This window comes from Siccibacter colletis (assembly GCF_025914095.1).
Taxonomy (GTDB): Bacteria; Pseudomonadota; Gammaproteobacteria; order Enterobacterales; family Enterobacteriaceae; genus Siccibacter; species Siccibacter colletis.
The window spans coordinates 1,501,930-1,523,293 of the sequence record NZ_CP074352.1; the positions used below are offsets into that span (position 1 = coordinate 1,501,930).

General features: G+C 59.5%; 24 protein-coding genes. 15 read left to right on the forward strand and 9 right to left on the reverse strand.

Translation table 11 applies throughout. From position 1 onward, the window contains the following. Nucleotides 1–210: 210 nt before the first annotated feature. The 5 genes from dinI to mdtH all read right to left on the reverse strand — a co-directional run bounded on the left by dinI (nt 211) and on the right by mdtH (nt 4,314). A complete protein-coding gene (gene dinI, locus KFZ77_RS07165) occupies nt 211–456 on the reverse strand; it encodes a DNA damage-inducible protein I (protein WP_031520053.1) in 246 nt (81 codons plus the stop codon). An 81-nt stretch (nt 457–537) separates the two neighbouring features. Continuing rightward, nucleotides 538–1,584: a dihydroorotase gene (gene pyrC / locus KFZ77_RS07170; protein ID WP_264385849.1), complete on the reverse strand. Its 1,047-nt coding sequence runs from the start codon at nt 1,582–1,584 to the stop codon at nt 538–540. A 135-nt stretch (nt 1,585–1,719) separates the two neighbouring features. Next, the gene (locus KFZ77_RS07175) at nt 1,720–2,280 is read right to left on the reverse strand and encodes a lipoprotein (protein ID WP_031520049.1); all 561 of its coding nucleotides are present in this window, start codon (nt 2,278–2,280) and stop codon (nt 1,720–1,722) included. Nucleotides 2,281–2,394: 114 nt separating this feature from the next. Continuing rightward, nucleotides 2,395–3,042, reverse strand: a complete 648-nt coding sequence (grxB, locus tag KFZ77_RS07180; protein WP_031520047.1) for a glutaredoxin 2 — start codon at nt 3,040–3,042, stop codon at nt 2,395–2,397. 63 nt (nt 3,043–3,105) lie between these two features. Then, nucleotides 3,106–4,314, reverse strand: coding sequence for a multidrug efflux MFS transporter MdtH (gene mdtH, locus KFZ77_RS07185; RefSeq protein WP_264385850.1), 1,209 nt, complete (start codon nt 4,312–4,314; stop codon nt 3,106–3,108). A gap of 265 nt (nt 4,315–4,579) precedes the next feature. Here mdtH and rimJ point away from each other — a divergent pair, with 265 nt between their 5' ends. From rimJ to murJ, 4 genes are all read left to right on the forward strand, one after another. Next, nucleotides 4,580–5,164, forward strand: a complete 585-nt coding sequence (gene rimJ, locus KFZ77_RS07190) for a ribosomal protein S5-alanine N-acetyltransferase (protein WP_031520044.1) — start codon at nt 4,580–4,582, stop codon at nt 5,162–5,164. 9 nt (nt 5,165–5,173) lie between these two features. Continuing rightward, a complete protein-coding gene (locus tag KFZ77_RS07195; RefSeq protein ID WP_031520042.1) occupies nt 5,174–5,821 on the forward strand; it encodes a DUF480 domain-containing protein in 648 nt (215 codons plus the stop codon). Nucleotides 5,822–5,824: 3 nt separating this feature from the next. After that, nucleotides 5,825–6,748, forward strand: coding sequence for a Gfo/Idh/MocA family protein (locus KFZ77_RS07200; protein WP_031520041.1), 924 nt, complete (start codon nt 5,825–5,827; stop codon nt 6,746–6,748). A 172-nt stretch (nt 6,749–6,920) separates the two neighbouring features. After that, nucleotides 6,921–8,456, forward strand: a complete 1,536-nt coding sequence (murJ, locus tag KFZ77_RS07205) for a murein biosynthesis integral membrane protein MurJ (RefSeq protein ID WP_264385851.1) — start codon at nt 6,921–6,923, stop codon at nt 8,454–8,456. Between the two features lie 66 nt (nt 8,457–8,522). Here murJ and flgN read toward each other — a convergent pair whose 3' ends face one another. From flgN to flgA, 3 genes are all read right to left on the reverse strand, one after another. Beyond that, nucleotides 8,523–8,945, reverse strand: coding sequence for a flagella biosynthesis chaperone FlgN (gene flgN, locus KFZ77_RS07210; protein ID WP_031520038.1), 423 nt, complete (start codon nt 8,943–8,945; stop codon nt 8,523–8,525). Between the two features lie 4 nt (nt 8,946–8,949). Further along, nucleotides 8,950–9,243 carry a flagellar biosynthesis anti-sigma factor FlgM gene (gene flgM, locus KFZ77_RS07215; protein WP_031520036.1) on the reverse strand — a complete coding sequence of 98 codons (294 nt, stop codon included), beginning with the start codon at nt 9,241–9,243 and terminating at the stop codon, nt 8,950–8,952. A 98-nt stretch (nt 9,244–9,341) separates the two neighbouring features. Beyond that, on the reverse strand, nt 9,342–10,001 hold the full coding sequence (flgA, locus tag KFZ77_RS07220; protein WP_264385852.1) for a flagellar basal body P-ring formation chaperone FlgA: 660 nt from the start codon (nt 9,999–10,001) through the stop codon (nt 9,342–9,344). A gap of 155 nt (nt 10,002–10,156) precedes the next feature. Between flgA and flgB the strand changes: the two genes are divergently transcribed. The 11 genes from flgB (at nt 10,157) to flgL (ending at nt 20,027) form a co-directional block, all read left to right on the forward strand. Then, the gene (gene flgB / locus KFZ77_RS07225) at nt 10,157–10,573 is read left to right on the forward strand and encodes a flagellar basal body rod protein FlgB (RefSeq protein ID WP_031520032.1); all 417 of its coding nucleotides are present in this window, start codon (nt 10,157–10,159) and stop codon (nt 10,571–10,573) included. A 3-nt stretch (nt 10,574–10,576) separates the two neighbouring features. Further along, entirely contained in the window at nt 10,577–10,981 is a 405-nt protein-coding gene (gene flgC / locus KFZ77_RS07230; protein WP_031520030.1) for a flagellar basal body rod protein FlgC, read from the forward strand. Between the two features lie 11 nt (nt 10,982–10,992). Further along, entirely contained in the window at nt 10,993–11,670 is a 678-nt protein-coding gene (gene flgD / locus KFZ77_RS07235; RefSeq protein ID WP_031520029.1) for a flagellar hook assembly protein FlgD, read from the forward strand. 26 nt (nt 11,671–11,696) lie between these two features. Further along, entirely contained in the window at nt 11,697–12,929 is a 1,233-nt protein-coding gene (gene flgE / locus KFZ77_RS07240; protein WP_264385853.1) for a flagellar hook protein FlgE, read from the forward strand. Nucleotides 12,930–12,949: 20 nt separating this feature from the next. After that, nucleotides 12,950–13,705, forward strand: coding sequence for a flagellar basal body rod protein FlgF (locus tag KFZ77_RS07245; protein ID WP_031520026.1), 756 nt, complete (start codon nt 12,950–12,952; stop codon nt 13,703–13,705). A 15-nt stretch (nt 13,706–13,720) separates the two neighbouring features. Beyond that, nucleotides 13,721–14,503, forward strand: coding sequence for a flagellar basal-body rod protein FlgG (flgG, locus tag KFZ77_RS07250; RefSeq protein ID WP_031520025.1), 783 nt, complete (start codon nt 13,721–13,723; stop codon nt 14,501–14,503). Nucleotides 14,504–14,562: 59 nt separating this feature from the next. Then, complete coding sequence (flgH, locus tag KFZ77_RS07255; protein ID WP_201770421.1) at nt 14,563–15,261, forward strand: flagellar basal body L-ring protein FlgH; 699 nt, start codon at nt 14,563–14,565, stop codon at nt 15,259–15,261. 12 nt (nt 15,262–15,273) lie between these two features. Beyond that, nucleotides 15,274–16,371, forward strand: coding sequence for a flagellar basal body P-ring protein FlgI (locus KFZ77_RS07260; RefSeq protein ID WP_031520021.1), 1,098 nt, complete (start codon nt 15,274–15,276; stop codon nt 16,369–16,371). Continuing rightward, complete coding sequence (gene flgJ, locus KFZ77_RS07265) at nt 16,371–17,318, forward strand: flagellar assembly peptidoglycan hydrolase FlgJ (protein WP_031520019.1); 948 nt, start codon at nt 16,371–16,373, stop codon at nt 17,316–17,318. The genes KFZ77_RS07260 and flgJ overlap by 1 nt, the downstream gene beginning before the upstream one ends. Before the next feature lie 76 nt (nt 17,319–17,394). Then, nucleotides 17,395–19,050: a flagellar hook-associated protein FlgK gene (flgK, locus tag KFZ77_RS07270; protein ID WP_264385854.1), complete on the forward strand. Its 1,656-nt coding sequence runs from the start codon at nt 17,395–17,397 to the stop codon at nt 19,048–19,050. 14 nt (nt 19,051–19,064) lie between these two features. After that, entirely contained in the window at nt 19,065–20,027 is a 963-nt protein-coding gene (gene flgL / locus KFZ77_RS07275; protein ID WP_031520015.1) for a flagellar hook-associated protein FlgL, read from the forward strand. A gap of 78 nt (nt 20,028–20,105) precedes the next feature. Here the strand turns inward: flgL and KFZ77_RS07280 are convergent, their stop codons facing one another. Then, nucleotides 20,106–21,326: an MFS transporter gene (locus KFZ77_RS07280; protein ID WP_264385855.1), complete on the reverse strand. Its 1,221-nt coding sequence runs from the start codon at nt 21,324–21,326 to the stop codon at nt 20,106–20,108. Nucleotides 21,327–21,364 lie beyond the last annotated feature (38 nt).

Genomic DNA, 21,364 nt, shown 5'->3' on the forward strand with positions numbered 1-21,364 from the left:
TTTGCGAAAGGGAACGATCAATAAGAATAGTGCTTAAAATACCAGCAAAGGAAAATTAAAAAAAACCGGGTGGCGTACCCGGCGAACATCACGAGGGGGTTACCCTGCACCAGATGATGCTGTTGCGAAACGGCGCTGCCGGCAGGATTATTCATCCGCCCGCGGGGAAGGCGCAGTTATCGCATCAGCATTACATGGCGTACGGGCAAGTCAACTGGCATTAAACCAGTCGTCGGCGCTTTCCCAGGTTTCCTGAAGGATTTCACTGACGCGCTCTTTGTCTTCTTTCGCACCGCCAAATACGGAGAGGTTATTGGCGGAGGCATAACGTACCGTGACCTGATTGGGCAGGTCCGGATAATGCTGGTCAATACGACGGGTGAGTTCACAGGCCAGCGCGTCAGCCGCACCGGGTGGAAGTTGGGTCAGTTTTGAAATGGTGACTTCTACACGCATAATTGCCCCCTGCTAAATTTACTGTATATATATACAGTTAGCCGCAGCGACATGCAACAGGGGGCGGTAAATATTTTTTGCTTAGCCTTTTACGCGCCAGCGCACGGTTTCCCCGGCGAGGAACGGAATGATGCTGTCATCGCCCAGCGCAATGCTCTCCTCCACCTGGCTCTCTTCGCGCACCAGCTCAATAGTCTCCTCGTTGACCGGCAGGCCGTAGAAGCGCGGGCCGTTCAGCGAACAGAAGGCTTCCAGATGATGCAGAGCGTTCATCTCTTCAAACACCGTGGCGTACGCGCCCAGCGCCGTCGGGGCGTTGAAGCAGCCCGCACAGCCGCAGCTGGCCTCTTTGCGCAGGCGGGAGTGCGGGGCAGAGTCAGTCCCGAGGAACGCCCGCTCGAAGCCGCTGGCCACCAGCTCACGCAGCGCCTGCTGATGCACGTTGCGCTTGAGAATCGGCAAACAGTACAGGTGTGGGCGCACGCCGCCCACCAGCATATGGTTACGGTTGAACATCAGATGCTGCGGGGTGATGGTCGCAGCCAGCAGCGAGTTGCCGTCGCGCACGTAGTCGGCGGCATCTTTGGTGGTGATGTGCTCAAACACCACTTTCAGCGCCGGCAGGCGCTGACGCAGCGGCTCCATGACCGTCTCAATAAAGCGCGCTTCGCGATCGAAAATATCGATCTCGGCATGCGTCACTTCACCGTGCACCAGCAGCGGCATCCCCAGTTTTTCCATGCGCTCCAGCACCGGCATGATGCTGTCGATGCTGGTGACCCCGTGGCTGGAGTTAGTGGTGGCATGGGCCGGATAGAGCTTGGCGGCGGTAAACACCTTCTCGCGGAAACCGCGCTCCACTTCGTTGGGATCGAGGGAGTCGGTGAGATAGCAGGTCATCAGCGGTTCGAAGCGCTGCCCGGCAGGCACGGCATCAAGGATACGCTGACGATAAGCACGCGCAGCCTCGACGGTGGTCACCGGCGGCACCAGGTTCGGCATCACAATCGCGCGGGCGTAGTGTTCACTGGTATAAGGAACAACGGTGCGCAGCATATCGCCGTCGCGCAGATGAACGTGCCAGTCGTCAGGACGGCGAAGGGTGATAACCTGGGGTTGTGCAGTCATTGGAATGTGCTCCGGCTAGGGGAATCAGTCAGTCATGGCTGGATTTATGCCGGGCACTAAGGATAGAGGGAAACGTTTTCGTTTGCACTCTTTTCCTGAAATTAACGGGGGCAGCGCCCCCGTCGGCAGATGCGATTACAGCGAGAAGGGGATAATGATTTCGCCAGGCTTAACGTCAATACCGGTGGCGTGTTTTTTCGCCAGCGCTTCACCTTCGCTGCGGTCCTCGCTCAGCACATAAGCCGGATGGGCGTTGAAGTAGTCACGCAGGCTCTGGTTGAGATAGGGTAGAAGGGTTTTGATCACGCCCTGCATCTTCTCCGGCTTCACGGTGGCATCCACGATATCCATATCCTGCAGGAAGATAGCCCCTTTCTCTTTGTTGAACACCGGCTGCGCTTTCAGCTTCAGGGTGACATCGGCCTTCTGGTTGCCGAACAGGGATTTCATGTCCAGCGCCGCGTCGCCCGATAACACCACTTTATTCGGCTCTTCGCGACCAATCTGGCTGGTCAGGTTAGTCAGCACGATATGCGCGTCGGCGATACCCGGCAGCCCAATATCTTTTGAGAAGTTATTGCGCTTTTCCAGCGCCTGGTTAATTTCCTGCTCGCTTACGGTGTACTGGGTCAGCTGATTGCAGCCAACAACAAGGCCGCTCAACACCAGCGCGGCGGCAATAATAATTTTTTTCATGGGTTCCTCGATGCACGTCGGTGTCAACGTATGACGGGGCATATCATCGGGTAACAGGAGGGGGATTACTAGCGGAATTGGCTTAAAAGGCCGGTGCGGACACCGGCCTGAGAGTCAGATGGCCACCGACGACAGCAGATTAACCTGGGTCTGTTTCGCCATATTGTCGCGGTAATCCGCCACGCGGGTCGGGAAATCGACGCCCGCCACCAGCGTCAGGTTGCGCAGGATCGGGAACAGGTGAATGTCATCCTCGGACAGCTCGCCGTTTACCGCGTTCGGCTGCTGGATAAGCTTATCGAGGCTTCTGAGATCGTCGCTGATGTTTTTGATAAGCCCGGCGGAGTGCGCCAGATGATCTTCAAACGAGCCGATCGCCGCTTCCTTCTTGTTAACGAAGTACGCCCGGGCTTCCGGGGTAGAAAACTCATCGAAGGGAGCCTGAGCGATACGCGGCAGCAGCAGACGATTCACGTAGCCGTTGACCTTGCGCAGCCACTCTTCAATCGCCGGGTTGCGCTTGCCGGTGAGCAGCGGCTGGTGGTCGAGATTATCCACGTAGTGGACGATGTCCATGCTTTCCGGCAGATAGCGGCTGTCATCTTTTTGCAGGATGGGTGCCATCTTCTGGCCAATCATTCTGGTCGGGGTCGCCTCGTCGTCGTTAAGCAGAACCACCAGCTCGACCGGGATATTTTTCAGGCCGAAAATCATACGGGCCTTCACGCAGAAAGGGCAGTGCTCGTAAATATAAAGCTTCACGTTTCTCCTCCAGTTGATTGCCTTCGGACTTTCAGTATGGGAGAGAAAAAACCAGGCAGCAAATCAGGTGCCTGGCTCGAACATGGTTGGCGCCGGGCGTTTCTGGCTAAACTGCCACCACAGCGCAAGGAAGGTCATGCCGCCGATGATACCGAGCATCAGCCACGGCAGCTCGGGCTGGCCGCTGGCTTTACCGGCATCAAAGAACCAGCCGCCGCCCGCATAACCCAGCGCGCCGCCAAAGGCCAGCCCCAGACGGCTGAAGCCCATATAGCTGCCGCGCGCCCGGTAATCCGCCAGCGACGCGCTCAGGGTTTCCCGCGCCGGCTCGGCAATAATCGACCCAAGATAGAACAGGCAGATAAGGGTAAACAGCTGCTGCAGTGAACTGGTCAGCCCCACCGGCAGCAGGCTCAGCGTCATTAACAGCAGACCCGCCATCAGCCGGTGCTCCAGCCGGAAATATTTTTCCGTCACGCGCGCGATCGGGTAGAGCAGGGTCAGTGAGAGCGTGGCCTCAATGGCGTACATCCACTTCACCGCCGCCGGGGTACCGGCCAGATCGTTCACCATGATTGGCAGCATCAGCATCACCTGAACCGCCAGCATGTAGTAGCCGGTGAGGGTCAGCACGTAAGTCACGAAACGCCGATCGCGCAGCACCCGACCCAGCCCCTCGCGCACCGGGATCTTCACCGTCGACAGCTTCCAGGCCGGCAGCCAGATGGCGTTAAACAGCGCGCAGAGCACAAACACCAGTGCCCCGGCGGCGCACACCAGCCGGAAATCGTACTGCAGCAGCCAGCTGCCGAGCAGCGCACCAATCACCGCCCCGGCGCTGTCCTGCATCATCAGCAGCGAGAAAAAGCGTCCGCGCTGGGCAGGCGGCACCAGCTTCACCACCAGCGCCGAACGCGGCGGATCGAACAGCGTGCCGCCGAGCGCCGACAGCACGCAGGAGAACCACAGCATCCAGGGCTCTACCGCCACCGCCATAGTGGCAAAGCCCGCTGCGCGCAGCAGCATCCCGGTAACGATCATCGGTTTTGCGCCAAAGCGGTCGGCGATGGCCCCGCCAAAGATCCCCAGCCCCTGTTGAATAAACTGGCGCAGGCCGAGCGCAATCCCCACCATCAGCGCCGCCCACCCCAGTTGATCGACGAAGCGAATGGAGATAAGCGGGAAGACGACGAAGAAGCCGAGCACGACCAACATATTATCGATAAGCAGGAAATATTTACCCAGGCTCCTTGCCTGTGAAACGCTGGCCATTTCCCCTCCGGGAAAGTGACAGGAAAAGAGCTCTATTCTGCGGTGCCGCTGGTTATTTTCCCACCCGCGCGGCGACAATATTTTTTCATCAAACCCGTGCTTTGATTGACGACATTCATCGATACCGGGCCCGCCCGCGAAAAAATGACGCGTAACGGTTTTCCCTGTTCTCTTTTCGGCAGGTATAGTAATTGAATGAAGAGGATACGCGCCCGGTGCCCGGCGAGGTAAAGGGAGGTTCCGGTGAATGAAGGAGCAGCACACGATGTTTGGCTACCGCAGTAATGCGCCGAAAGTAAGACTGACAACCGACCGCCTGGTAGTGCGTCTGGTGTATGACCGCGACGCATGGCGTCTGGCGGACTACTACGCCGAGAACCGGCAGTTTCTCAAGCCCTGGGAGCCGGTGCGCGATGACAGCCACTGCTACCCCTCCGGCTGGCAGGCGCGGCTCAGCATGATCAATGAACTGCACAAGCAGGGTAATGCATTCTACTTTGCGCTGCTCGACCCGGACGAAACCGAGATCCGCGGCGTAGCGAATTTTTCCAACGTGGTGCGCGGCTCGTTTCACGCCTGCTACCTCGGCTATTCGCTGGGGGAGAAGTGGCAGGGGCAGGGGATGATGTTCGAAGCCCTGACCAGCGCCATTCGCTATATGCAGCGCACCCAGCATATTCACCGCATCATGGCGAACTACATGCCCCACAACCAGCGCAGCGGCGATTTGCTGGCGCGTCTTGGCTTTGAGAAAGAGGGCTACGCCAAAGACTATCTGTTGATTGACGGCGAGTGGCGCGATCACGTCCTGACCGCGCTGACCACTCGCCAGTGGACCCCGGGCCGTTAAGGAGACTCAATGAAATATCAGCTATCGCCTGAAGAGGCGCGGGTAACTGGCGTGCTACTTGAAAAGCAGGTCACGACCCCCGAGCAGTATCCGCTGTCGCTCAACGCCGTGGTGACCGGCTGCAACCAGAAAACCAACCGCGAGCCGGTGCTGAACTTTGAGGACGCGGAGGTCCAGGATCTGCTCGACGCGCTGGTGAAGCGCCACTTCCTGCGCACCGTCAGCGGCTTTGGTAACCGGGTCACCAAATATGAGCAGCGCTTCTGCAATTCCGAATTCGGCAACCTGAAGTTCACGCCGGCCGAGGTGGCGCTGATTACCACGCTGCTGCTGCGCGGCCCGCAGACTGCCGGCGAGCTGCGTTTCCGCGCCGCCCGCATGCATGAATTCGCCGATATTACCGAGGTGGAAAACGCGCTTGAGGCGCTGGCGAACCGTGAGGATGGCCCGTTTGTGGCGCGTCTGGCGCGCGAGCCGGGAAAACGTGAAAGCCGCTATATGCATCTGTTCAGCGGCGATGCCGCACCGGATACAGTTGCCGCCACGGTAACCGCTGCCCCTGCCGGGGCGCTGGAGGCGCGCGTCGAGGCGCTGGAAGCTGAAGTCGCGGAGCTGAAAACGCGGCTGCAGCATGTGCTGGCACACCTGGGAGAATAAGCGATGGCGACATTACGTATTGGGGTAGTAGGACTGGGCGGCATCGCGCAGAAAGCCTGGTTGCCGGTGCTGTCACACGCGACCGACTGGACGCTGGAAGGGGCGTTTTCCCCGACCCGCGACAAAGCACTGCCGGTGTGCGCGGCCTACCGGATGCCCTATGTGGATTCGCTGGCGAACCTTGCCGCGCGCTGCGATGCGGTATTTGTCCACAGCGCGACCAGTAGCCACTATGCGGTGGTGAGCGAGCTGCTTAACGCCGGGGTGCACGTCTGCGTCGATAAGCCGCTGGCCGAGAACCTGGCGGATGCTGAACGGCTGGTGGAGCTGGCAGCAAAGCGCCGGCTGACGCTGATGGTTGGCTTCAACCGTCGCTTCGCCCCGCGCTATCAGGCACTGAAAGCGGCGCTGGGCGATGCGGCATCCATTCGCATGGACAAACACCGCAGCGACAGCGTCGGGCCACACGACCTGCGTTTCACGCTGCTGGATGATTACCTGCACGTGGTGGACACCGCGCTGTGGCTGGCGGGCGGCGACGCAGCGCTGGCCAGCGGGACGCTGCTTACCAATGAGCAGGGGCAGATGCTCTACGCTGAGCACCACTTCGCCCGCGACGCGCTGCAGATCACCACCAGTATGCATCGTCGCGCCGGCAGCCAGCGTGAATGGGTACAGGCGGTGACGGACGGCGGCCTGTTTGAGGTCACCGATATGCGCGAATGGCGTGAAGAGCGCGGTGCCGGGGTGGTGACACAGCCGGTTCCCGGCTGGCAAAGCACGCTGGAGCAGCGCGGTTTCGCCGGCTGCGCCCGGCACTTCATCGACTGCGTCACAAATCAGACGGTTCCGCAAACCGCAGGCGAACAGGCGCTGCTGGCGCAACGGGTAGTGGAAAAGCTCTGGCGCGAGGCGATGAGCGAATAAGGCAAGTAGTAATTCCGCCTTAACTGAGTAGACTAAGCGCTTCGCTGATACCGACGCCTGTAAATGCAGGCGTCTGCCCGCATTCTTCCGTCGATACCTCCCGCGCAGCGTGCCTGTGCGGTGATTGCTGGCCGGGAATGACGGGCGTTTGTGTTTATGGATCCCGACACTAATGAATCTGTTAAAATCGCTGGCCGCCGTCAGCTCGATGACCATGTTTTCCCGCGTGCTGGGCTTTGCCCGCGATGCCATTGTGGCGCGCGTGTTTGGCGCCGGGGTCGCGACCGACGCCTTCTTTGTGGCGTTCAAGCTGCCCAACCTGCTGCGGCGCATCTTTGCCGAGGGGGCGTTCTCTCAGGCGTTTGTCCCCATCCTTGCCGAGTACAAAAACAAGCAGGGCGAAGACGCCACCCGGGTGTTCGTGGCCTACGTGTCCGGGCTGCTGACGCTGGCGCTGGCGGTGGTCACGGTACTCGGTATGCTCGCAGCACCCTGGGTGATTCTGGTTACCGCGCCGGGCTTTGCCGATACGCCGGATAAATTTACGCTCACCTCCCAGCTGCTGCGCATCACCTTCCCCTATATTTTGCTGATCTCGCTGGCGTCGCTGGCCGGGGCGATCCTCAATACCTGGAACCGCTTCTCGGTCCCGGCGTTTGCTCCTACCTTCCTGAACGTCAGCATGATCGGCTTTGCGCTGTTCGCCGCACCCTACTTTGACCCGCCGGTACTGGCGCTGGCCTGGGCGGTGACGGTTGGCGGGGTGCTGCAGCTGGTGTATCAGCTTCCGCACCTGAAGAAAATTGGCATGCTGGTGCTGCCGCGCATCAACCTGCGCGATGCCGGGGCGATGCGGGTAGTGAAGCAGATGGGGCCGGCGATCCTCGGCGTCTCCGTCGGGCAGATCTCGCTCATCATCAATACCATTTTTGCCTCCTTCCTCGCCTCCGGCTCGGTGTCGTGGATGTACTATGCCGACCGCCTGATGGAGTTCCCCTCCGGCGTGCTGGGCGTGGCGCTGGGCACCATTCTGCTGCCCTCGCTGGCGAAAACCGTCTCCAGCGGCAATCAGGACGAGTACTGCCGCCTGATGGACTGGGGGCTACGCCTGTGCTTTTTACTGGCGCTGCCGTGCGCCGTCGCGCTGGCGATCCTCGCGAAACCGCTCACGGTGTCGCTGTTCCAGTACGGCAAATTCACCGCGTTTGACGCTGCCATGACCCAGCGGGCGCTAATGGCCTATTGCGTGGGGCTTATCGGCATCATTCTGGTGAAGGTGCTGGCGCCGGGCTTCTATGCGCGCCAGGACATTAAAACTCCGGTGCGCATCGCTATCGTCACGCTGATCATGACCCAACTGATGAACCTCGCGTTTATCGGTCCGCTGAAGCACGCGGGCCTGTCGCTGTCGATTGGTCTGGCGGCCTGTCTTAATGCCAGCCTGCTTTACTGGCAACTGCGCAAGCGCAATATCTTTACCCCGCTGCCGGGCTGGCGCGGTTTCCTGCTGCGTCTGATAGCGGCGGTATTAGTGATGGCGGGTGTGCTGTTTGGCGTGCTGCACCTGATGCCGGCCTGGGAGGACGGCACAATGCTCTGGCGTCTGCTGCGTCTGATGGGCGTGGTGGTTATCGGGGCAGGCAGCTACTTCGCGACGCTGGCGCTGCTCGGTTTCAGGCCGCGGGACTTTGCCCGCCGTACCGTCTAGCGCCGCAGAGCGCCCATAAAAAAGCCCGGATGAACCGGGCTTTTTTGTATTCCTGCACCATGAGGATTAAATCGAAATCTTCTTGCCGCCGCGGCTCAGGGTCGAGGCGTGACCGTCTGCACCATAGAGACCAGGCTCCTGGTGCGGCTTGAGCACTTCAAGGGCGCGCTGATTAAGCGCAATCTGCCCTTCAAGCAGCCAGCCGTTGTGTTGGTTCAGCTCGCGCAGGTGCTGAGTTTTACGCGTGATCATCTGCCAGCGCTGCGCGACGTCTTCATCCGCGTTACGCGTCGCCGTTTGCTCAGCGCGACGCTGTTGTTCCAGATAATCGAGGGTCGCCAGCAGCGAACTTTTTTCTTCGGTGATTCGTTGTAGCGTGCTGCTGTTGATCTGTCCGGCGGATAAATGTAGCTGCTCGGCATCCATCACCTCTTTCAGCGAGTTGAGGATGGTGGTCATTTGGTCCAACACTTCTGACAGACGGCTCATACCATTATTTATCCTGCAGGAAACTCTGGGCGTCGGAAATCAGGGCGTCTGCAATTTTACCGGTATCCATTTTCAGCTCGCCGTTACGGATAGCGGTTTTTAACGCCTCAACTTTTTCCATGTTGATATCGTTGGTGCCTGGCTGCATCAGTGTCGCCTGGGCATCGCTCAGGGTCACGTTGGCGCTGCTGGCAGTGAGCGCTTTTTCAAGACGCGTTTTCTGCGGCAGGGCTTCGTTCGGTTCACGGGACTGCACAGTGCTAACCGGTTTTAACGGCGAGGTACGATCAATGCTCATTCTTTAGTCCTCATTGAGGGGGCTCAGGGGGCAGCAGAGCCAGTCATCATCAGTAGTTGATTATCTCTATCGGCAGCATTCTGGAAATCTTTAAACCATTACAGATTTATAAGAATATTCCCATCAGGATTGACGGTGCCGCTCACGACCTGACCCGACGCCATGCGGACCCGGGCATTTTGCGCCACCGCCGCATTGTTCAGCGCCTGGCCTTCGCTGTTCACGCTAAACCCGTCGCCGCTGGCGACCACCATCACCCGCTGGCCCGCTTTTACACGCCATGCCTGGCGCACCATCGACAGCATAACCGTTTGCCCCGGCGCGAGGTCGCGCAATGTTACCGCATCCTGCGCCTGGTTGATATCCAGCATGGCACGCGGTGGCAGCTGGTCAAGGCGACCGCGCTTGATCGTCACGCTGCCGGCACTCAGGGACGTGCCGCGCGGGATAGCCTGAGTGGCGACAACATAATTGCCCGTCGCCTGCACCGTGACCTGAATGTAGCGCTTCTCGCCGGGGCAGCGCGCCACGACATTCAGGTTGCCCCACAGGCGCGCGTTACCCGGCATGCTCAGCTCCGGCTGCTCGCAGCCAGGCAATAAATTATCGGGAGTACGCACCGTGACATTAATTTCATCGCTGATACCGGAGAGGCGGGTGGCAAAAAACTGCGTAAGTTGCGGCTCAAGCGCGGACGAAAAGGCCACCTGACTTAACAGGATAAAGGTTGCGGCAGTAAGGCGGAGCAGGTTTTTCATGGTGGTCCTCCGGTAAAGGAATGGCCATGAGTGTACAAGGTTGGTCAAACCTTCAACGCAATAAATAGCGACGCATTTTGCGTTTATTCCGTCGATAACGCGCGCGAAAGGCGAATTAAGCTGTCGGCCATATCTTTGCAATCAGCGGAGGAACCATGATCGACAAACTCGACGCCACGCTGCGTTTTGAACAAGAAGCGCTCAACCTGCGTGCCCAGCGTCAGGAGATCCTGTCAGCCAATATCGCGAACGCGGATACCCCCGGGTATCAGGCGCGCGATATTGATTTTTCCAGCGAGCTCAAAAAAGTAATGGAGCGTGGACGGGCAGACGGCAGTGGTGTGGCGCTGTCGATGACCTCCGCGCGCCATATTCCTGCCCAGACCCATGCTGCCCCGGCGCTTGATCTGAAGTACCGCATTCCCGATCAGCCTTCGATGGATGGTAACACCGTCGATATGGACCGTGAGCGTACCCAGTTTGCCGATAACAGCCTGAAGTACCAGTCGGACCTCCAGTTCCTCGGTGGGCAGATCAAAAGCATGATGTCCGTACTTTCGAATGGTGGCTAACCGATGGCTTTACTGAACATTTTTGACATTGCCGGCTCTGCGATGACCGCACAGTCCAAGCGTATGAACGTGGCGGCGAGTAACCTCGCTAACGCCGACAGCGTCACCGGCCCGGACGGACAGCCGTACCGCGCCAAACAGGTGGTGTTTGAAGTTGATGCGCCGACCGGTGCGGCAACCGGCGGCGTAAAGGTTTCCGGGGTAGTAGAAAGCCAGGCGCCGGACAAGCTGGTGTATGAGCCGGGCAACCCGCTCGCTGATGCCAATGGTTATGTGCGCATGCCTAACGTTGATGTCGTTGGGGAGATGGTGAACTCCATGTCCGCGTCCCGCAGCTATCAGGCGAACGTGGAAGTGTTGAACACCGTAAAAAGCATGATGCTTAAAACGCTGACCATTGGTCAATAAAGGAGAGCGGTATGGCAATTGATCCAACCATGAGCAGCACGTCTGGCGTTTCCAGTACCAGTACGTCCTCAACCGGCGCGGCGGCCAGTAACAGTGCTGCTGACCTGCAGAACAGCTTCCTGACGCTGCTGGTGGCCCAGTTGAAAAACCAGGACCCCACCAACCCGATGGAAAACAACGAGCTGACCACCCAGCTGGCGCAGATCAACACCGTGAGCGGGATTGAGAAGCTGAACACCACGCTCGGATCTATCTCCGGTCAGATCGATAACACCCAGTCGCTGGCGGCCAGCGCCCTCATCGGCCACGGCGTGATGATCCCTGGCTCCACCATTCTGGCTGGCAACAAAACCACGACGCCGTTTGGCGTGGAGCTGGTGCAGGCAGCCGATAAAGTCACCGCCACCGTTACCGATAAGAGCGGTGCCGTGGTGCGTACCATTGATATCGGTGCCCTGAGCGCCGGGGTTCATACCTTTAGCTGGGACGGCACGCTGGCAGACGGCAGCGCCGCCCCGGATGGTTCTTACAATGTTTCGATCAGTGCCAGCAGCAGTGGTACTCAGCTGGTCGCGCAGCCGCTTCACTTTGCAATGGTGAACGGCATTACCCGCAGTAACGGTCAGAGCTTACTGGATCTGGGTACCTACGGGACGAAAACCTTAGACGACGTTCGTCAAATTATTTAAGCCTTTAATCTTATCGGGAGTAAGACATGGCCTTTTCACAAGCGGTCAGCGGCCTGAATGCTGCGAGCACCAACCTCGACGTAATTGGTAACAACATTGCCAACTCCGCCACCTATGGCTTTAAATCCGGTTCCGTTTCTTTTGCCGACATGTTTGCCGGTTCGAAAGCGGGTCTGGGCGTTAAGGTTGCCGGTATCACTCAGGACTTCGGCGACGGCGTGACTACCAACACCGGTCGTAAACTGGACGTTGCGATTAGCCAGAACGGTTTCTTCCGTCTGGTCGATAGCAACGGCGGCGTGTTCTACAGCCGTAACGGTCAGTTTAAAGTTGACCAGAACAGCAACCTGGTGAACATGCAGGGCATGTCCGTGACCGGTTATCCGGCTGCTGGCACCCCGCCGACCATCCAGCAGGGTGCTGACCCGATTGCCCTGACCATCCCGACCGGTCAGATGCCTGCCAGCGCCACCAACAGCGCGCAGCTGGTAATGAACCTGAACTCGTCTGACGACATTCCGACCCAGACCCCGTTCGACCCGGCTAACTCCGATACCTTTAACAAAAGCGTGCCGCTGACCGTTTACGACAGCCTGGGTAACGATCACAACGTTAAGCTGTACTACGTGAAAACCGGCGCCAACACCTGGGATGTCTACAACATGGACACCAGCGTGACCACCACGGCACCGACCGCGCCGCTGACTACCCTGACCTTCACCAATAGCGGTGCGCTGGATACCGTCGCAGGCGCAGTACCGGCAGGCTCGACCCAGATCTCAATCCCGATGGCGTCCCTGAACGGTTCTGCTGCCGGTGCATTCAACCTGAGCTTCGCCGGGTCTACCCAGCAGAACACCGGTGCCAACACCCTGTTGAGCTCCAACCAGAACGGCTACAAGCCGGGCGACCTGGTGGGCTATGACATCAACGACGACGGCACCATCGTGGGTAACTACTCCAACGATCAGAAACAGCTGCTGGGTCAGATCGTACTGGCTGGCTTCGCGAACCCGGAAGGCCTGACCTCTCAAGGCGACAACGTCTGGGCTGCTACCACTGCCTCCGGCGTTGAGCTGCTGGGTTCTGCCGGTACCGGCAACCTCGGTAAGCTGACCAGCGGTGCGCTGGAAGCCTCGAACGTGGATCTGAGTAAAGAACTGGTGAATATGATCGTCGCGCAGCGTAACTATCAGTCGAACGCGCAGACCATCAAAACCCAGGACTCGATCCTCAACACCCTGGTTAACCTGCGCTAAGCGACTAACGGGACGGCTTAATGGATCACGCAATATATACCGCCATGGGCGCGGCCAGTCAGACCCTGAATCAACAGGCGGTGACGGCCAGCAACCTGGCCAACGCCTCCACCCCGGGTTTCCGTGCGCAGCTCAATGCGCTGCGCGCGGTACCGGTCGAAGGGCTGTCGCTGCCAACCCGCACGCTGGTCACCGCCTCAACGCCTGGGGCGAACATGACCCCGGGCGATCTGGATTACACCACGCGTCCGCTGGACGTGGCGCTGCAACAGGACGGCTGGCTGGCCGTGCAGGGCGCAGACGGTGCGGAAGCTTACACCCGCAACGGTAACATCCAGGTGAGCGCCACCGGCCAGTTGACCATTCAGGGTCGTCCGGTAATGGGCGACGGCGGTCCGATCGTTGTGCCGGAAGGCGCGCAGGTCACTATCGCAGCCGACGGTACTATCTCGTCCCTCAACCCGGGCGATGCGCCAAACACGGTAGCACCGGTAGGGCGTCTGAAGCTGGTGAAGGCGGAAGCCAATGAGGTGGTGCGCGGTGACGACGGTCTGTTCCGTCTTAACGCGCAGGCCCAGCAGGCGCGTGGTGCGGTGCTCCAGCCGGACCCGACCATTCGCGTAATGGCCGGCGTGCTTGAGGGCAGCAACGTTAAGCCCGTCGAAGCGATGACCGACATGATTGCCAACGCGCGCCGCTTTGAGATGCAGATGAAAATCATCTCCAGCGTCGATGACAACGAACAGCGAGCGAATCAGCTCCTGTCGATGAGCTAATAAACAGGACTTTCTATGATCAGTTCATTATGGATCGCTAAAACCGGTCTGGACGCGCAGCAAACCAATATGGACGTCATCGCCAACAACCTGGCGAACGTGAGCACCAATGGTTTCAAGCGCCAGCGCGCGGTATTTGAAGATCTGCTGTACCAAACCATCCGTCAGCCGGGGGCGCAGTCCTCCGAGCAGACAACGCTGCCGTCCGGTCTGCAGATCGGTACCGGTGTGCGTCCGGTGGCGACCGAGCGTCTGCACAGTCAGGGCAACCTCGCGCAGACCAACAACAGTAAAGACGTGGCGATCAAAGGCCAGGGCTTCTTCCAGATCCTGCTGCCGGACGGCACTTCCGCGTATACCCGCGACGGTTCCTTCCAGGTTGATCAGAACGGTCAGCTGGTGACCGCCGGTGGTTTCCAGGTGCAGCCTGCGATCACCATCCCGGCGAACTCCCTCAGCATCACCGTCGGTCGTGACGGCGTGGTGAGCGTCACCCAACAGGGCGCCGCGGCACCGGTGCAGGTCGGCCAGATTAACCTGACCACCTTCATGAACGACAGCGGTCTGGAAAGTATTGGTGAAAACCTCTACACCGAGACCCTGGCCTCCGGCGCGCCGAACGAGAGCACGCCGGGCCTGAACGGTTCCGGTCTGCTGTATCAGGGGTATGTGGAAACCTCTAACGTCAACGTCGCTGAAGAACTGGTGAACATGATCCAGGTTCAGCGCGCTTACGAAATCAACAGTAAAGCGGTCTCCACCACAGACCAGATGCTGCAAAAACTGACGCAACTCTAAGGCCGGGTTCGGCGTGACGGGTTTCGTCACGCCGACCGCCTAAACTGAAGATGAAAGCAATGCAAAAAACCGGTGCGCAATTCAGCCCTTTAGTGATGACTCTGACGCTCGCCCTGACAGGCTGCGCATGGGTGCCTTCTACACCACTGGTCCAGGGGGCGACGACCGCTCAGCCCGTACCCGCGCCCGCGCCGGTCGTTAACGGATCTATTTTCCAGTCGGTACAACCGATCAACTACGGCTACCAGCCGCTGTTTGAGGATCGTCGTCCGCGTAACGTCGGCGATACCCTGACCATTCAGCTGCAGGAAAACGTCAGCGCGAGCAAAAGCTCCTCCGCTAACGCCAGCCGCACCAGCTCCAGTAAATTCGGCTTCGACGCCGTGCCGCGCTATCTCGAAGGCCTGTTTGGCAACGCGCGCGCTGACATGAGCGCGTCCGGGGATAACGGCTTTAACGGCAAAGGCGGCGCTAACGCCAACAACACCTTCAGCGGCACGCTGACCGTGACCGTCGATCAGGTGCTGGCGAACGGCAACCTGCACGTGGTGGGTGAAAAGCAGATCGCCATCAATCAGGGCACAGAATTTATCCGCTTCTCGGGCGTGGTTAACCCGCGCACCATCAGCGGTACCAATACGGTTCCTTCCACCCAGGTGGCGGATGCCCGTATCGAATATGTCGGCAACGGCTATATCAACGAAGCGCAGAACATGGGTTGGCTGCAGCGCTTCTTCCTCAATTTATCGCCGATGTAAGCGGGGTGACACATGGTTAAATCACTGCTCGGAATGGTTCTGCTGCTGGTCGCTACGGTGTCCCAGGCAGAGCGCATTCGCGATCTCACCAGCGTACAGGGCGTGCGCCAGAACTCCCTTATCGGCTACGGCCTGGTGGTGGGTCTGGACGGCACGGGTGACCAGACCACCCAGACGCCATTTACCACCCAGACGCTGAACAACATGCTGTCCCAGCTTGGGATCACCGTCCCGACCGGCACCAACATGCAGCTGAAGAACGTGGCTGCGGTCATGGTCACGGCTAACTTCCCGGCGTTCGGTCGCCAGGGGCAGGCCATTGACGTCGTAGTCTCGTCGATGGGTAACGCCAAAAGCCTGCGCGGCGGTACGCTGCTGATGACCCCGCTGAAAGGCGTGGACAACCAGGTTTACGCCCTGGCTCAGGGTAACATCCTCGTCGGCGGTGCCGGCGCGGCGGCCGGTGGCAGTAGCGTGCAGGTTAACCAGCTCAACGGTGGACGTATCACCGGCGGGGCGATGATTGAGCGCGAGCTGCCGAGCCAGTTTGGGTCGGGCAACACCATCAATCTTCAGCTGAATAACGAAGACTTCACCCTGGCGCAGCAGATCACTGACACCATCAACCGCGCGCGCGGCTACGGCAGCGCCACCGCGCTGGATGCCCGCACCGTGCAGATCCGCGTCCCGGGCGGCAACAGCTCCCAGGTGCGTATGCTGGCAGACATCCAGAACCTGCAGGTGAACGTGGCGGTGCAGGATGCGAAGATCATCATCAACTCCCGTACCGGCTCGGTGGTAATGAACCGCGAAGTCTCCCTCGACAGCTGTGCTGTGGCGCAGGGTAACCTGTCGGTGACGGTGAATCAGAACCTGAACGTCAACCAGCCGGATACGCCGTTTGGCGGCGGTCAGACCGTGGTGACCCCGCAGACCCAGATCGATCTGCGTCAGGAAGGCGGTTCGCTGCAGAGCGTGCGCGCCAGCGCCAACCTCAACAGCGTCGTCCGCGCCCTGAATGCGTTGGGTGCTACGCCGATGGAGCTGATGTCGGTGATCCAGGCGATGGAAAGCGCAGGCTGCCTGCGTGCAAAAGTGGAAATTATCTGATGCTGACAGATAGCAAATTGCTGGCCAGCGCGGCGTTTGACGCCCGCTCGCTCAACGACCTGAAAGCCGAGGCCGGGAAAGACCCACAGGGCAATCTCAAGCAGGTTGCCCGCCAGGTGGAAGGGATGTTTGTCCAGATGATGCTGAAAAGCATGCGTGAAGCGCTGCCGAAAGACGGCATGTTCAGCAGCGAGCAGACGCGGCTTTATACCAGCATGTATGACCAGCAGATTGCGCAGCACATGACGGCGGGCAAGGGACTTGGTCTTGCGGAGCAGATGGTGAAGCAGATGAGCGGCCAGCCGCTGATGCCAGCCGACGAGGCGCCGCAGGTACCAATGAAGTTCCCGCTGGAAACGGTGACCAGTTATCAAAATCAGACCCTGACCCAGCTGGTGCGCAGCGCCGTGCCGAAGCCGCCGAGCAATGACGAACCGCTGAGCGGCGACAGCAAGGACTTCCTGGCGCAGCTCTCGCTGCCGGCGCGTCTCGCCAGCCAGCAGAGCGGCATTCCGCACCACCTGATTCTGGCCCAGGCGGCGCTGGAGTCGGGCTGGGGCCAGCGTCAGATCAAGACCGAAAGCGGCGAACCAAGCTTCAACCTGTTCGGCGTGAAGGCGAGCGGCAGCTGGAAGGGGCCGGTCACCGAGATCACCACCACCGAATTCGAGAACGGCGAAGCGAAGAAAGTGAAGGCGAAGTTCCGCGTTTACGGCTCCTATCTGGAAGCGCTCTCCGATTACGTCGGACTGCTGACCCGCAATCCGCGCTACGCGGCGGTGACCACCGCGGCTACGCCGGAGCAGGGGGCGCAGGCGCTACAGAGCGCCGGTTACGCGACCGATCCGAACTATGCACGCAAGCTCAACACCATGATTCAGCAGCTGAAAGCGATGAGCGACAAGGTCAGCAAAACCTACAGCAACGATCTGTCGAATCTGTTCTGAAATTTCTCAAGTTTGCGCTGGTCCTGCCGATAAATTTCATCAGGACTACTGTCTTGATTGTTCATAAGGAACCTCCATGTCTAGCTTGATTAATAGTGCGATGAGTGGGCTGGGTGCGGCTCAAAACGCACTGAATACGGTGAGTAATAACATCTCTAACTATAACGTTGCCGGTTATACCCGTCAGACCACGGTTCTGGGGCAAACAAACAGCACCCTGAGTTCCGGCGGCTGGATCGGTAACGGTGTTTACGTGTCCGGCGTGCAGCGCGAATACGATACCTTCGTCACCAACCAGCTGCGTGCAGCGGAAAACCAGAGCAGCGGCCTGACGTCGCGCTATCAGCAGATGTCAAAAATCAACGACATGCTCTCTGGCACCACCAATAACCTCTCCACCACCATGCAGGATTTCTTCAAATCCATGCAGACCCTGGTGAGCAACGCCGAAGATCCGGCCGCGCGTCAGACCCTGCTCGGCAAAGCCGACGGCGTGGTCAGCCAGTTCAAGGTGGTGGATAACTACCTGCGCGAGCAGGAGAAACAGGTGAATACCGCGATTTCTTCAAGCGTTGAGCAGATCAACAACTACTCCAAGCAGATCGCCAACCTGAACAACCAGATCACCCGCATGACCGCGATGGGCAGCGGCCAGACGCCGAACGACCTGCTGGATCAGCGCGATCAGCTGATTACCGAGCTGAACCGCGTCGTGGGCGTGGACGTTTCTGTCCAGGACGGCGGCACCGTCAACCTGACGATGGCGAACGGCTATACCCTGGTGCAGGGCACCACTGCGAACCAGCTGGCGGCCGTGCCGTCCAACGCCGATCCTTCACGTATGGCGGTCGCCTACGTGGATAAAATCGCCGGCAACATCGAAATTCCTGAGAAGCTGATCACCACCGGTTCACTCGGCGGCCTGATGACCTTCCGTTCCCAGGACCTGGACCAGGCGCGTAACAGCCTCGGCCAGCTGGCAGTCTCCTTTGCCGATTCGTTTAACAAGCAGCACGAACTGGGCTTCGATGCGGAAGGCAACCCGGGTAAAGCATTCTTCAACTTCGGCGGCTCGACCACGCTGGCCAATGCGCGCAACACCGGCTCGGCAGCGCTGACCACCAGCATGACCGACAGCGGCGCGATGAAAGCTACCGACTACAAGCTCTCTTTCAACGGCACTGACTGGACGGTAACCCGTCTGTCGGACAACACCACCGCGACCGCGACCGTTACGGATGACGGCGCAGGCAATATCACTGGTCTGGAGTTCGATGGCCTGAAGGTGGATATCACCGGTGCGGCGGCCAACAAAGACAGCTTTATCGTTAAGCCTTACGACGGGACGGTCATTGAAATGGACGTCAACGTTACCGAAGAGAGCGAAATCGCCATGGCCGCCGATCCGGCAGCGGGCGAAAGCGACAACCGTAACGGCCAGGCGCTGCTCGATCTGCAGAACAGCAAAAAAGTGGGTGGCAACAAAACCTTCAACGATGCGTATGCGGCGATGGTCAGCACCGTAGGTAACACCACCAACACCCTGAAAACTTCCAGCACCACTCAGGGCAACGTGGTTACCCAGCTGACGAACCAGCAGCAGTCCGTCTCCGGGGTTAACCTCGATGAAGAGTACGGCAACCTGCAGCGCTATCAGCAGTACTACCTGGCGAACGCACAGGTTCTGCAAACCGCATCAGCTCTGTTTGATGCCATTCTCCAGATCCGTTAACAGGGAACAGCACGATGCGTATCAGTACCCAAATGATGTATCAGCAGAGCATGCGCGGTATCAGCGACGCGCAGACCACCTGGCTGAACTACGGTGAGCAGATGTCCACCGGCAAACGCGTTAACCGTCCGTCTGACGATCCGATTGCCGCGGCGCAGGCCGTGGTGCTCTCTCAGGCCCAGGCGCAGAACAGCCAGTACGCGGTAGCGCGTGATTTCGCCAACCAGAAAGTCTCCCTGGAGACCAACGTGCTGAGTCAGGCGACCACCGTAATTACGTCCGCGTCGGAAAAAATCGTCTATGCGGCGAACGGCACCCTGAGCGATGACGACCGTGCCTCGCTGGGCACCGAGCTGCAGGGGCTGCGCGATCAGCTGCTGAACCTCGCGAACAGCACTGACGGTAACGGCCGCTACATCTTCGCCGGTTACCAGACCCAGAGCGCGCCGTTTACCGGTGCGGCGGGCAGCGTAACCTACGGCGGCGGCACCGAGAACATTACCCAGAACGTGGACAGCTCGCGCACCATGGTTATCGGCCATATCGGCAGCGACGTGTTCGACCGTATCACCAGCAACGCCATTCCTGAGCCGGACGGTACGCCGAGCGAAACCAACGTGTTCAACATGCTGGATACCGCGATTGCCGCCCTGAACACCCCGCGTGAAGGGCTGAGTGATGCCGATCAGCAGGCTCTGATGGACGCGGTAGCGAAAACCTCGCGCGGCCTGAAGAACTCCCTGAACAATGTCTCTACCGTTCAGGCTGAGCTGGGTACGCAGCTTAATGAGCTTGATAACCTCGACTCGCTGGGTGAAGACCGCAAACTGATCCAGACCGCGCAGATGAGCGCGCTGGTAGACGTTGACTGGAACGAAACCATCTCGAACTACACCATGCAGCAGGCTGCGCTTCAGGCTTCCTATAAGTCTTTCAGCGATATGCAAGGGATGTCTCTTTTCCAGTTAAACCGATAATTACAACGAATTTAAACATGTCTTGAAACTGGGCATGTTTTTTACGCCCGCTCCCTTCACCCCGGAGCGGGCTTTTTTTTAGCGTTGACTGGCGCAGAGGCGGGCAGTGCGTGACACGCGCGCCGCGTCCATCAGGCGAATCGCCAGCGCTATTGCCGCCATCAGCGCGGCAAGTCCCACCACTGCGTTCCAGCCCGCCATCTCCCAGGCCCGGGCACCCAGCACCGAACCCAGCGCCATACCGACAAACACCACGGTAAACAGCAGGGCATTCAGACGGCCACGTGCAGCCGGCTCCAGGCTGTAGACCAGCGTCTGGTGTGACACCAGCGACGCCTGCAGGCCGAAGTCAAAACCAACAGCGCTGATAGCGATAACCACCAGCTGCCAGTGCGGTGAGAGCAGGGGCAGGGTGAACATCAGTGCAAAGGAGACGATAACCAGCGCCGAGCCTAACTGGGTTACGCGCGCCGGGCCGGTACGGTCAGCCAGTGCACCCGCCAGCGGCGCGGCCAGGGCGCCTGCCGCACCGGCGATACCGAAGCCACCGGCAACGGCACTTCCGAGGTGATAGTTTTCCAGCAGCATCAGCGCCAGCGTGGACCAGAACGCGCTGAAGGCAACAGAGAGAAACCCCTGGGCCAGCGCGGCGCTGCGCAGTTCCGGATAGCGCAGCCACAGGTGCGCCATTGATTTCATCAGCGCCGGGTAGCTCAGCGTCGAATGGGCGTGGAAGCGCGGCAGTACCGCCCACAGCAGCACGCCAACAAAGGCAATGCTCGCGGCGGCAAGCTGATACATCACGCGCCAGCCGAACCCTTCACCGATCAAACCGCTCACGGTACGCGACAGCAGGATACCCAGCAGCAGCCCGGTCATCACGGTGCCGACGGTTTTCCCCTGTTTCCCTTCCGGGGCCAGCATGGCGGCGGCGGGAACAATGTCCTGCGCCATAGTCGCCATCATACCGATGAGCAGGCTGATCACCAGTAGCGCATTCAGGCCGCCGGCGAAGCTGCACAGGGCCAGCATGCCGGCCAGCGCGCCGCTTTTTATCAGGATCAGCGTCCGGCGGTCGTGGCGGTCACCGAGCGGCAGCAGAAACAGAATGCCGAGGGCGTAACCGACCTGGGTGAGGGTCGGGATCAGCCCCATACCGTTGACGCTCAGATGCAGGTCGTTACCCATCAGCGGCAGGATCGGCTGCGCATAATAGATGGAGGCAACGCTCAGCCCTGCCGCCAGGGCAAGGATAAAAATAACCAGCGAAGCGCCGGGGGCAGTGCGGGTTGTACTCATGGTCTTATTCCTTATCAGGTCTGTGGCGGCATTTTTAC